We start from the raw sequence: 13,106 nt of genomic DNA on the forward strand, positions 1-13,106 counted from the left end.
GCCCAAACCTCTTCTTTATCTTAATTCTTAACTACTAATTCTCAACTTTTTATATAGCTATTGTATACCAATCGTCCAAGATTCGTTCAAGCTTCCTATAAGCTTTGTATAAGCTAACTATATTCCTCCAGAAGCTATTTTTTAATTTTTTGTCAAAAAACATCTTCCGAAATTTTTTGTTTTCTTCCGGATTCTCAGCTCTCTTCATTAGTTAATTGAAGAATTTGCTAATTTGTTAATTACTCACTACCTTTGCCCCCAATTATGATAGTACGCAGATTCATCTCTTTCCTCTATTCCACCAAGCTGATGGCAATTCTCTTCATTGCTTTTGCCATAGCTATGGCAGTGGGTACTTTCGTAGAAAACGACTACGATACCGATACCGCCCGCATTTGGGTGTATAACACTTGGTGGTTTGAGGCGATAATGGGGCTTTTTGTCCTGAATTTTATAGGGAATATCTCCCGTTACCGATTGCTCAAAAAAGAAAACTGGGCAGTGCTGGTGTTACACCTCTCGTGGGTGTTTATCATTGTAGGGGCTGGGGTTACGCGCTATTTTGGTGATGAAGGTATGATTTCTCTACGCGAAGGAGAAACTACAAATACTTACCTCTCCGACCGCACTTATATCACTGCAATGGTAGATGGCAATTATCAAGGAGCTCCCTTGCGTAAAAAGAAACAAAAAGAGGTGCTTTTCTCGCCTTATACATCTAATCATTACAAGTGGTTGTCCGACTTTAAAGGCAAACCTTTTAGCATTACGTATAAATCGTTTAAACGCATCGGCAAGGAGATGAATGCCTTAGTATTAGAGGTTGTTTCAGGCAATGAACACAAAGAAGTAACGGTGATGGGCAAACGCGGAGTACAGCACCCTCCTGCCACAATCACTTTGAACGGTTTACAGTTTCACCTAAGCTATGGAGCACGCGAAGAAAAATTGCCTTTTAGTCTTACCCTCAACGATTTTATAGCCGAAAAATACCCTGGTACCGAGAATAGTTACGCTTCCTTTAAAAGCAAAGTAACCGTGAGTGGAGGAGGGGAGAGCTTTCCTTATGATATTGAGATGAATCATATTCTCAATTATCAAGGTTATCGCTTGTTCCAATCTTCTTTTCACCCCGATGAACAAGGTACTATACTCTCGGTAAATCGTGACTTTTGGGGTACCCTTATCACTTACGTAGGTTATATACTGCTCTTCGGCAGTTTGCTGGCATTTATGTTTGTAGGCAAATCCCGATTTAGAAAACTCAATCAGCAACTTAAAGACCTACAAGCCAAAAGGGTTGCAATCGTTTTGGCATTATGTTTTGGATCTTTGGCTACTGCCCAAACCTCTATGGTAGTACCCAACAAAGCGCACGCTGAAAAGTTTGGTGCAATGCTCATTCAAGATGATGGGCGTTTTAAGCCCGTGAATACCTTCTCTTCAGAACTCTTACGCAAACTTAGTAAACACGATACTTATAAAGGACTCACTTCCGATCAAGTCTTGCTTTCTATGCTCCTCAGTCCGCAAGCGTGGTATGAGTCGGACATTATCTATGTGAAGAAAGCTAATGACAGTTTGCATCGTTTTTTGGGAGTCCCCAAAGGAACCAAATGGGTAAAACCTAAAGATTTTTTTGATGCAAATGGACAGTACAAACTCGCCCCTTTGTTGAAGGATATTTACAACACGAATACTCCTAACCAATTTCAAAAAGATTTTAAGGAAGTAGACCAACGTATTGGATTGCTCAACAGAGCACTACAAGGCGATATCTTTAAGGTCTTCCCTGTGCCTAATGCTCCTAATTATAAGTGGATTTCGCACTTAGATTACGTAAACGACACCCTCCAAATCACCGACCCACTGTACAAACAATTTGTAAAAAACGCATTGCCAGCTTACCTTATCTTGCTACAACAAGCCACTGAAACAGGCGATTATAGCAAAGCTGATAAGGTGCTCAACAATATCAAACTACAACAAGAATTTTACTCGGCTGAGGTATTGCCCTCACCTGCCAAAATACAAACCGAATTATGGTACAATCGCATCAACATTTTTGAACAACTCTTTCAAGCGTATTTGTATCTTGGTACAGTGTTATTTATAGTATTACTATGGCATATTTTTATACCAAAACAAATTTTTAGAAGACTTACCCAAATAGGTATAGTCTTACTGTGGCTCTGTTTTATCCTGCATACTGTGGGACTTGCTGTGCGTTGGTATCTTTCAGGCCACGCACCTTTTAGCGATGCTTATGAGAGTATGATATATGTAGGATGGTCGGCTATTGGGGTAGGACTTTTCTTTTCGCGACGTTCCCCCCTCACGGTTGCTGCCACCGCTTTTGTAACCGCTATGATACTGATGATCGCTCACTGGAATTGGATGGATCCTGCTATTGGAACCCTCCAACCCGTACTCAATAGCTATTGGCTGATGTTGCACGTTGCCGTGATTGTAGGTAGTTATGGACCTTTTGCCTTAGGAATGCTATTAGGTGTTATCAACCTCCTACTGATGATAGTTACCACCCGCAAGAATGCTCATAAAATCAACCTCATACAACAAGAACTCACTATTGTAAACGAATTAGCTCTTACAGTGGGGCTCGTAATGCTCACCATAGGCAACTTTTTGGGTGGTATGTGGGCAAATGAAAGCTGGGGACGTTATTGGGGATGGGATCCTAAAGAAACTTGGGCATTGATTAGCATTATGATTTACGCGTTAGTGATACACCTGCGCTTGATACCACATTGGCGTGGACGATGGGTGTTCAACTTTATGAGCATTGTTGCCTTTGGCAGTATCCTAATGACTTATTTTGGTGTGAATTTCTACCTTACAGGTATGCACAGCTATGCCACAGGCGATAAAATTATTACCCCTACCTTTGTGTATTATGCTGTGGGGATAGTGCTGTTGTTAGGATTGGTATCGTATTTGAGAGTGAAAAATACATCACAAGTTTTACTAAAGTCTAATACTAATTCCTAATATCTAACTCCTAAATCGTTATTATTAATTGTAAATTGTTAATTGAATGAAGTCTTATATCAACGGAACAGCCTGTATCTCGACTCAACCTACTTTCTTAACTCCTCATTTCCTCGATGAAGCCCTAAAGGTTACTCCAGAGGAAGTGTGTTACGCTCAAGAACCTTCTTATAAAGAATATATTGCCCCTAATGCCAGTCGTCGTATGGCTAAAGGCGTAAAAATGGGTATAGCCACTGCTACTGAAGCCCTTAAAGAAGCGCATATTTCTACCCCTGATGCTATTTTGGTGGGTACCGGTATGGGATGCCTGCAAGATTCTGAAAAATTCCTTACAGCGCTTATCAACGACAACGAGGAGCACCTCACTCCTACGGCTTTTATACAATCTACTCATAATACTGTTGCGGGGCAGATAGCTCTTTTGTTGCAGTGCAAAGGAGAAAACTTTACCTATGTAAATGGGGCTGTATCATTTGAATCGGCTTTGTTAGATGCTAAAATGCAAATGGGGCAAGACGCTATCAATACGGCTTTGGTAGGAGGTGTAGATGAACACAGTCCGCACACTTTGTATTTATATGATTTAGTAGGACTTGATCAAAAAGGGGAAGGCGCAAGTTTCTTTGCTTTATCAGCAGAGGCTACCCCCAATACCTATGGAGAACTTGTAGATGTGGCTTTGTACAATGAACTCACCCCCGAGCAACAACAAACAGCCCTAAAAGACTTTCTTTCTCGCCACCATCTTACCCTCTCTAAAATAGATTTGATACTTACTGGAGAAGCAGAAAATCGTTCTTGGCAACGCCCCACCTTGCACTACAAAAACCTGAGTAGTGAGTATTACACAGCTTCAGCTTTCGGACTTTGGTTTGCTTGTCAAGTACTACAAAAGCAAACCCTTCCTGCCATTTGCGAGCTTACTCTTTCCACCCCCATACAACATATTTTATTAGTAAATTCATATAGAGGCAAAGATTTTAGTTTTGTACTGTTGAAGAAATAAAAAAAGCAACACTTACAATAAGTAGGTGTTGCAGTTTTTGTTTCTATTATTGATGAAAATCAAGGCATAGCTTTTAGTTTAGTACCTTTTACCATTTGTTGGTGAGTATTAGGGTCATACTCTATTATATCAGTAAGTTTTTTCCATTGAACATTATTCTTATAAGCGTTTAAACTACTTGCAGGAACATAAATGTTTTTAACATAAGTACCATATCCCCAAGAAGTACTAATGGTAGGAGGAGTTATAGCTTCTACATAAATATCTTTTATGTTAGGAGAACCATCAAGCAAACGACTCCCAAGTTTTGTTACATTTTTAGGAATATGTAATTCTGTAAGGCCATCACAACTTGAGAAAGCATAATGTCCTATAAGAGTAATTTTTTCAGATAGTTTTATGGATGTAAGATCTGAACAATATGTGAAAGCACCATTTCCTATTTTAGTAACATTGGCTAATTCTGGGATAGTTGTCATATCAATATTTACAGAGTTTTTATTCCTCCATTGCAATAGTGTAGTACCATCGTCACTTACTAAAAAATCTGTTTTTTGGGTAGTGCTACTGCTATTACTTATTAAGCTAATTGCGGTACCCCAACCACTTTCTGTTTTAGGCCCATAAAGAAGTTTGTTTTGAGTGTCAATATACCAATCTCCTACTTTTCCTTGTGAAGTAGTAGGAGCTGTAATTCCAGATAGAATAGTTGCTCCACCTTTTCCCTTTTCCCCTTGAGCTCCTTTTAGACCTATAGCATTCCCCCATCCTTCAGTTGTTTTAGGTCCGTAGAGTTCCATTGTAGTTTTGTTTAGATAATAGTCTCCTACACTTCCTAATGAAGTCGTTGGTACATCATTCCCTGAAAGAATTTGATTGCCTTTTTGCACCTCAACTCTTTCAATAATTTTTTCTGTTTCCTTTCTACAATTACTTACAGTTAGTGCTATCAGCACTACTACTGTCATTAAAATTACTTTTCTCATTTGTTAGTAAAAAAAAGTTTGTCATTCCTACTCTCTTACAGGCTTTTCGGTTTCCGCCTTTACCGTTTACATAAGCACATAAAAAAACGCGGGCACATTCCCTATTACTTTCTCATAGAAGCCCGACCAAAGGCATACAGCAAAAGTAAAAAGGAATGCCCACGCTATAACGCAGGCATTTCCACTTCACTTTCCTTGCTGTTAAAAATTGGTCGTTTTCTATGAAAGGAAAATTGTAAAGCGAAACGCTAATTTATGTTTTTATGTAATTGTTTTTTCTGGTTTCTTTTAAAAAGTGTTTAAACAATTTTTAAATTCGCGACAAATGTACAACTTATTTTCAAACGAAGAAAATTTTACATCGAAAAAAGTAAAAATAAAATTCCCTTAATAAAAACTGAATTCCTACGCTTAGAGAAAAAAATAACTCAAATATTTGTAAGGAAGTAAAATGTATCTTACTTTTGCCGTACTAAAGCAACTTTTATTGTAGAAAAACTAAAGTATTCATTGTTAGGTGGAAATTTGTAAAATAATATATTACAAAAAGTTTTTTTAGTCTTAATTTCGTGTAAACCCGTGAAATCCGAGTGAGATTTTCCTTGACAAAGTATCAACATTTTATTATTTAAACATTGAACAAACATCTTTTTACAATCGCAATATTTATCAGTGCTCTTGTAACAGCATTTATACAAAATGCTCCTTGGTGGGTATATGTGTTATTAATAGTGTTGTTTTTAGGCATTACCTCTTGGGGCGTATTCGATATCCGCCTCTCTTATTTTGTTAAAACACAATACTTCTTAAAGGGGCGTCCAGTAAAAACAGTAGCGCTAACTTTTGATGATGGTCCCTCAGAACTCACACCACAATTCTTAGACCTTTTGGAGCAATACAACGCCAAAGCAGTCTTTTTTTGTGTAGGTGAACAAATACAAAAGTATCCAGAGGTCGTCAAACGTATGCAAGCCGAAGGTCATTTAGTGGCAAACCATACTTTTACACATCAGCCTAAAAATATTCTGCACGCAAAAGCCCTTGCCAACGAAATCCGCCATACCGATGAAGCATTGGCGCACTTGGATATCGTTACCCCATATTTCCGACCTCCATACGGAATCACCTCACCCCCCGTTGCTAGAGCAATTCGTGCAACAGCTAAGAAAGCTATAGGTTGGGATGTACGCTCATTAGATACCGTAATACACAACGAAGACAAGCTCTTTCACCGTATCGTACGCAAGCTCACCAATGGCAATATTATCCTGATGCACGACCGTCTGCCTCATACCCTCACCGTTTTGGAACGCTTATTGCAGTATCTCAAAGAAAATAACTATACAATTATAAATAATTTAGAATGAAAAAACTCTTAATATTCCTTATTTGTGTTGCACCTTTAACAATCAGTGCTCAAGCTCTTACCGAAGTCCAAATACGCGACTTTAAAACTCAAACCATTGCTAAAAACAAGGCAATTCAAACAATGCAAGCTGATTTTACTCAGAAAAAACATTTGGATTTTATGAGTAAGGATATTGAGACCTTTGGAAAAATGGCATTCGCTAAACCCGATAAACTAAATTGGCAATACACAAAGCCTTACCAGTATCGCATTATTTTTCAGAAAGATAAAATCACGGTGAACGATGCAGGTAATGTCTCACAGATGAAAGCTGATAATAAAGTCTTTAAAAAAATAAATAACCTCATTGTGAGTTCTATCAGTGGTGATATGTTCAACGAGAAAGAATTTGCTATGACCTTTGCCAAATCAGGCAAAAGTACATTGGTAAAACTATTGCCTAAGGATAAGATACTTTTGAAATATGTGAGTGAAATACATCTTTATTTCGATGTCGATAGTGTCGTGGAGCGCGTAAAACTTATTGAACCTTCTAAAGACTACACCGAAATCTTATTCAGCAATAAAAAACTAAATACAAAAATTGATGAAGCAAATTTTAAAATGTAGTCTGTTTGTTATATGGCTCGGCAGCTGTTCACCTTCTTATAACCTCCCTGCTGAATACCAATCAATGGCTACAACGCCAACAACGATAGCCAATCCCCACATAAGGGTAGGGGAGGAGTACCTCTATCGCGCTACCATTACCGCTTATGGTCACACTTTCAACGGACTCTTAGTAGCTAAAATTACCGCGGATAATACGTGGCGAGTAGCCCTTACTACCGACTTTGGTAATACACTTTTCGATTTTGAAAACCAAAGCGGAAAGATAAAAACCAACTATATAACCTCCGACCTCAATAGGAAAATCATCATTCGTACCCTCACCACTGACTTTAAGCACCTTCTTAAAACCCATTGGCAGGTTACTCAAAAATACACCAATGGCACTATCGAAGTACAACAAAGCAAAGATGGGAATGATGCCGTTTATTTGTTTACCTCAGGAACCAACCTCTCCAAACAGCTCAATATGCAAGGTAAGAAACTATACACTACTTTTACCTATAATAGCAACAACATAACCATAGAACATCACACCTTTACTATTAAAATAGTTTTAGAACCCTTAATTATAAATCATTAATTGCTTATTCTCAAAAATGTTAAAAGAATTTTATACCCTCAATAGCTTAGAAAAGCAAGACGCAGAAAACTATCTCTGCACCCTTACCCTCAACCCTCAACACGCTATCTTCAAAGGGCACTTTCCTGGTAATCCTATTACACCAGGAGTGTGTATGATGCAAATAATCAAGAATCTTACTGAGGAAATTACAAGGCATAAACTCTTTTTAGCCAAAACTACCAATGTGAAGTTTATGGCGCTTATCAACCCCATTACTCACCCTATTTTGCAACTCACACTCACCATTCAGCATAAAGACGCCGACATACAAGTGAAAAATACCACTTCCTTTGATGAAACGGCAGCACTAAAACTTACGAATTTGTATAAAATAGTATCTTAAAAAGCTCGTTTCTTTATTCATTATCTGAAATGAAAAAAAATAGCTCAAAAATTACGCTATGTAAAATAAAATAGTTACTTTTGCAGACATTTTGAAAAAATCATTAAAAGCAAATAGAATTAAAATATCAATATTTTATAGTGGAAAAGGAACTAAAAAACTTTACAGAGAAGAGTTACGAGAAGTTGAAAAATGCAATTCAAGAAATTGCAAATGAAGAGGATAAAAAAGAAGTCTATACACTGTCTTTTTGTTATACGTGGGACGATGATGACTTGCGATTTCCTAAAATTACACTGGGCTATAATACCCTTTCAAATGTAAAAGAAGAAAGTTACAACGCCACTTCGAAAGAAGATGCCAAGTGGAATTTTGATTATTGGTTACAAACAGAAGTGGAAACCGTAGGAGGTAAAAAAGACAAATTGCTGAAACAGTGGTTTGCTAAAACTCCTTATTTCTATTCTGATGAGGAAAACGACCGCGCTATAGAAGAAGATGAAGAACTTTACGACAAACTCCTCAAAAAAGGTGATAAGTTTGGTAAAGACTTTATCAAAGAGGTGATAGCTCTAGCCAAACGATTGTTGGACGACGGGGAGGTAGAAAAGGTATTTGGGCGTAATATTCCTATCATTATTCACCAGCGAGATTTTGAAGATACGCCTATTTCTTGGACAAAGAAAGCCAATCCCGCCAAGCTCATAAAGGAGTTTCTGGAATACTGGGATGGAGAAGAAGAAGATTAAAATTAGTTTATAAATTATTATAATAAAAATATAAGGGCTGTTCAATGTACATTGAACAGCCCTTTGTTATTTATGAATTACAAAAACTTTAAGAAGTATATTGGTGTCTGTTGGCTATCAGTTGTAAGCTGATACGGTTGAACCTATACAAGAGGCAGACAGCAGCGACTGTGAGACCGGTGAGCAAGCCAATCCAGATGCCCATAGTACCTAAATTGGTATGAACGCCTAACACATAAAGAATAGGGAAGGCAATTAGCCAATAAGCAACAAAGGTGATGTACATAGGCACTTTAGCATCTTGTACTCCACGTAAAGCACCAAGAGCTGTTACTTGCATTCCATCGGATATTTGAAAAATAGCTGCAATGAGCAAGAGATTGGCAGCTTCGCCTATTACTAGAGTATTATTAGCTAATTTTTCAATGTTATCCATCTCTAAGTACAATGACGGTAACCAAGTGCGAAATACCGCTAAAAGAAGGGCAAAAAATACTTGTGTGCAGAGTACTAACAGAAATACCGAAATAGCTACTCTGCGCAAATTAGCATAGTTTCTCGCTCCTAATTGATTTCCTACACGTATCATAGCGGTAATTTCTAAGCCATTAGCAACCATAAAAGTCATACTCGATAAGTTGAGCGCAATTTGGTTTGCCGATAAATGATTTTCTCCCAGCATTCCGCTTATCCAAATAGCTGCGGTAAAGATACCTGTTTCAAAAATCATTTGCATAGCGGTGGGGAGTCCGAGAGCAGTTATCTTTTTGTACATTGCTTGTTGCATATTCTTAAAACTGATACTCATAACGTATTCACGCGACTTCTCTAAGTTTTTCAGCATAAAGAAAAGCATTATAGGCATTACAATTCGTGATACTAAGGTGCCAATACCAGCACCTAACACTCCTAATTTCGGGCAACCCCAATTACCATAAATAAAAAGATAGTTTAGAAAGACGTTTAGCAAGTTTGCTAAGATAGTAACATACATAGCATATTTGGTCATTGATAAGCCATCGGCAAACTGCTTGAAGGTAGTGAAGACACCCAACGGGATAAGCGAAAAAGCTACCAAATGAGTATAGGGTACTGCCAACTCTATTACTTTCTCGCTTTGTCCTGTATAGCGCATCACAGGTTCTACAAAAAACAATAAAAGGAAGAGAACTACTCCTAATATTACATTAAGTACCATTCCGTGATTGAGAATAGACTGAGCAGTTGGTTTATCACCTGCTTCATCAGCCATTGCTACTAAGGAAGTACTAGCAATAGAAAAACCAATGGCAAACGACATTGCAATGAATATAGCGGTATTACCCAGAGCAGCTGCTCCGAGTTCAGTAATACCTACTTTACCTACCATTACATTATCTACGAACCCAACAAGGGTGTGCCCGAGCATTCCTAATATGATGGGGTAAGCAATTTTAAAGTTGTATTTGAATTCTTTTGTATAACTTGATAGGCTCATTCTATTTTAGGAGTTAGGAATTAGCTTATATGCTAACTCCTAACTTTTTTATCTACTGTACTGTTTCTATTTCATTTATAATGTTCTTGGCTCCGGCATAAATATCGATTACCCAGAGGACGTAGCGAATATCTACGTTGATAGTGCGTTGTAGTTGTTTGTCAAAGATTACATCGCCTGCCATTGCTTCGATATTGCCGTCGAAAGCAAGCCCTATGAGTTCTCCTTTACCATTCATTACAGGCGAACCTGAGTTACCACCTGTGATATCGTTATTAGTAAGGAAGTTTACGTGCATAGAACCGTCTTTGTCTATATACCTTCCAAATTCTTTCTTCTTATAAAGGTCGAGCATACGCTGTGGCATATCAAATTCGGCATCGCCTTTTTTGTACTTTGCCATTAGGGTATTGAAGGTAGTATAGTAGTTCTTTTTCGCATCGGGGTTGCGTTTATCGGCAGCCAATGGAATGACCGTACCATAGGTAAGGCGCAGAGTAGAATTGGCATCGGGATACAAGATAGTACTGATTTTAGAATCGCGCATACCTTTTACGAACTTGCGGAAGGCTTTGGCATAGCTGTCTTCTAAGTTTATAAGTTCTTGAGAAGGGTTGCGGTAACTGTTGAAAAGCACTTCGGAGAGTTGCAAAATAGGGTCTTGTGCTAATTGTATGATATCTTGTTGAGTACCTGTTTTCGCTGTTTCTTTGCTTCGGTAAATGCTATTAGCCAAAAGTTCTTCTACATATTTATGGAAGTTACCATTATATTTTGTTTTGATATCTTTCAACTGAGAAGGAACTTCGTTACCTTTGTTAGCATAGAGCTGTAACATATCGGCAAGGATAGCCTTTTCGACCTCTAAATTCACTTTGTCATAATCGGCTAACAAGTCATCAACTCTTTTTTGCAATTCTTCAGCGGGCATACCTCCGCGTTTAGCCCCATCTACAATACTGATGTAACGTACAGGCATCTTTATAAAGAAAGAAGCACGCCATAGCATACCCAAATAATTCTCATCGGCTGATTTAGCATTGGTTTTTTCAAAGAAATTAGATAAAGTGTTCAGTACGTCGCCATATTCAGCCTTATTTTCAGCTTTATTAGCCCATTTGGCGAAAATAGCTTCGGTTTTACGCTTAGTAGCTGCTGTTTTATGAGCCGTAAGAGCATCAATCATACCTTGGCGGTTTTTCCAATAATTGGCAATGCTTGAATATTGTGAAGCATATTGCAAGCGTACGGCATCGTCTTTATCCATAAAGCGCTTCATTGCGTCCATAGCTGTTTTAGAGGCTTCTACCCACGCAGGATAGGCATATTTTACGTTTTGGTCTACCCAATAAGAGCTTTCCCAACGGTTGGTACGTCCTGGGTATCCCATAATCATTGCAAAATCTTTATCTTGCACGCCTTTAAGGCTCACTTTAAGATAGCGTTTTGCTTTAAGAGGTACGTTATTAGGTGAATAGTCGGCGGCATTACCGTCTTTATCAGTGTATACGCGGAAAAGCGAGAAGTCGCCTGTTTGGCGAGGCCATTCCCAATTATCGGTATCGCCACCGAATTTCCCAATGCTTTCAGGAGGCGTACCTACAAGTCGTACATCTTTAAAATCTTGGTATACGAAGTAATAATATTCATTACCTTGGAAGAACGGACGTACTGAAACTATATATTTACCCCCTTCGCTGTTTTCTTTTTGTATTTTAGCCATTTCTTGGTTGAGAGCAGCTTCGCGTTCTTTTTCGTTCATTGAAGGTTTTACCACTGATAGCATACGGTCGGTTACATTGTCCATACGCACAAAGAAACGCACGAATGATTGCTTAGGTGAAAGTTCTTCGGCGTGAGAGCGTGCCCAGAATCCATTTTTTAGATGGTTGTTTTCAGGTGTGGAGAGCTGAGCGATATTGCCATAGCCACAATGGTGGTTAGTGAGCACTAAGCCATCTTTGGAGATGATACTCGCAGTACAACCTCCATTAAATTGTACGATAGCATCTTTGAGACTGTTATTATTGATGCTATAAATCTCTTGAGCAGTGAGTTGTAAGCCTAACTTCTGCATATCTCTTTGGTTGAGACGTTCGATGAACATCAAAAACCACATTCCTTCGTCGGCTTTTGCTATGGGAGTGAGCAATAAAAAAGCCAACAGTATAAGACTGATTTTCTTCATAAAAAATAATATAATGATTTATTAGGGTGCAAAGATAGGGAATAATTGGCAAATTAGCAAATGTGTGAGCCGTGTACGCAGATTAATTAGAAAATGAGAGAATTAGTAAAAAGGACAAACAAAAGACGAACAATGAACGAACAATGAACGAACAAAAGACGAACAAAAGACGAACAAAAGACGAACAAAAGACGGTGCGAGCCGCATGGGCAGATAAATAAAAGACGAAGAAAGGACGAACAAAGAACGATGATAAGGCGGAACTAAAGAGGGGATAAGATGAAGGTAAGGCAGATGTAGCACGAATTTGCAATATGATTTTTTTTTGTACTTTTGCACCCAAAATGAATTTATTATGACCGAACACGAGCTACTAAAAGCCCGTTGGGAAGAGGTGGTACAACGCCTTTCCGATACTTTTACCGAAGGAGAGACATTGGGGGTAGATGGGATTATCTACCTCATCGGGGTACAAGAATTGGGACAATTGGGACGCACTTACGTCAAAGATGAGAAAGTAGACTTGATGCACATTGGCATTTGTAAGCTCTTAGAACCCTTTGGCTATTACCAATACGAATTTACAGACCCTGACGGCTGGCCTCATTACCGTTTGGTGCAAAACCTCCCTGACCTAAAGCCTGGTGAACAAACCATACTGATGAAAAAAGCCATTGTACAGTATTTTTTAGAGAGAGAATTTTTTAACGATTAACAATTGACAATTGATAATTGACAATTA

General features: G+C 38.3%; 11 protein-coding genes. 8 read left to right on the forward strand and 3 right to left on the reverse strand.

The annotated features are described in order from the left end of the window. Positions 1-264: 264 nt before the first annotated feature. Positions 265-3,009 carry a cytochrome c biogenesis protein CcsA gene (gene ccsA / locus HW278_RS11140; protein ID WP_178977858.1) on the forward strand — a complete coding sequence of 915 codons (2,745 nt, stop codon included), beginning with the start codon at positions 265-267 and terminating at the stop codon, positions 3,007-3,009. A 46-nt stretch (positions 3,010-3,055) separates the two neighbouring features. Continuing rightward, positions 3,056-4,018: a beta-ketoacyl synthase chain length factor gene (locus HW278_RS11145; RefSeq protein WP_178977859.1), complete on the forward strand. Its 963-nt coding sequence runs from the start codon at positions 3,056-3,058 to the stop codon at positions 4,016-4,018. Between the two features lie 59 nt (positions 4,019-4,077). On the opposite strand, the gene HW278_RS11150 is transcribed toward HW278_RS11145, so the two are convergent. Next, on the reverse strand, positions 4,078-5,004 hold the full coding sequence (locus tag HW278_RS11150; protein WP_178977860.1) for a leucine-rich repeat domain-containing protein: 927 nt from the start codon (positions 5,002-5,004) through the stop codon (positions 4,078-4,080). Positions 5,005-5,639: 635 nt separating this feature from the next. Between HW278_RS11150 and HW278_RS11155 the strand changes: the two genes are divergently transcribed. From HW278_RS11155 to HW278_RS11175, 5 genes are all read left to right on the forward strand, one after another. Continuing rightward, a complete protein-coding gene (locus HW278_RS11155) occupies positions 5,640-6,371 on the forward strand; it encodes a polysaccharide deacetylase family protein (protein WP_178977861.1) in 732 nt (243 codons plus the stop codon). Continuing rightward, complete coding sequence (locus HW278_RS11160) at positions 6,368-6,982, forward strand: outer membrane lipoprotein carrier protein LolA (protein WP_178977862.1); 615 nt, start codon at positions 6,368-6,370, stop codon at positions 6,980-6,982. The genes HW278_RS11155 and HW278_RS11160 overlap by 4 nt, the downstream gene beginning before the upstream one ends. Further along, positions 6,960-7,565 (forward strand): hypothetical protein, encoded by a 606-nt coding sequence (locus HW278_RS11165; RefSeq protein WP_002671588.1) that lies wholly within the window; start codon positions 6,960-6,962, stop codon positions 7,563-7,565. Before HW278_RS11160 ends, HW278_RS11165 begins: the two co-directional genes overlap by 23 nt. Before the next feature lie 16 nt (positions 7,566-7,581). Then, positions 7,582-7,950, forward strand: coding sequence for a 3-hydroxyacyl-ACP dehydratase (locus HW278_RS11170; RefSeq protein WP_178977863.1), 369 nt, complete (start codon positions 7,582-7,584; stop codon positions 7,948-7,950). A gap of 140 nt (positions 7,951-8,090) precedes the next feature. After that, the gene (locus HW278_RS11175; RefSeq protein WP_178977864.1) at positions 8,091-8,699 is read left to right on the forward strand and encodes a hypothetical protein; all 609 of its coding nucleotides are present in this window, start codon (positions 8,091-8,093) and stop codon (positions 8,697-8,699) included. Positions 8,700-8,787: 88 nt separating this feature from the next. Here HW278_RS11175 and HW278_RS11180 read toward each other — a convergent pair whose 3' ends face one another. Together HW278_RS11180 and HW278_RS11185 are read right to left on the reverse strand one after the other, a co-directional pair. Beyond that, positions 8,788-10,176: an MATE family efflux transporter gene (locus HW278_RS11180; protein WP_178977865.1), complete on the reverse strand. Its 1,389-nt coding sequence runs from the start codon at positions 10,174-10,176 to the stop codon at positions 8,788-8,790. A gap of 52 nt (positions 10,177-10,228) precedes the next feature. Continuing rightward, positions 10,229-12,364, reverse strand: a complete 2,136-nt coding sequence (locus tag HW278_RS11185; RefSeq protein ID WP_178977866.1) for a S46 family peptidase — start codon at positions 12,362-12,364, stop codon at positions 10,229-10,231. 355 nt (positions 12,365-12,719) lie between these two features. Between HW278_RS11185 and HW278_RS11190 the strand changes: the two genes are divergently transcribed. Beyond that, on the forward strand, positions 12,720-13,079 hold the full coding sequence (locus tag HW278_RS11190) for a hypothetical protein (RefSeq protein WP_015782817.1): 360 nt from the start codon (positions 12,720-12,722) through the stop codon (positions 13,077-13,079). Positions 13,080-13,106 lie beyond the last annotated feature (27 nt).

This window comes from Capnocytophaga sp. oral taxon 902 (assembly GCF_013394735.1).
In the GTDB taxonomy this organism is placed as follows: Bacteria; Bacteroidota; Bacteroidia; order Flavobacteriales; family Flavobacteriaceae; genus Capnocytophaga; species Capnocytophaga ochracea.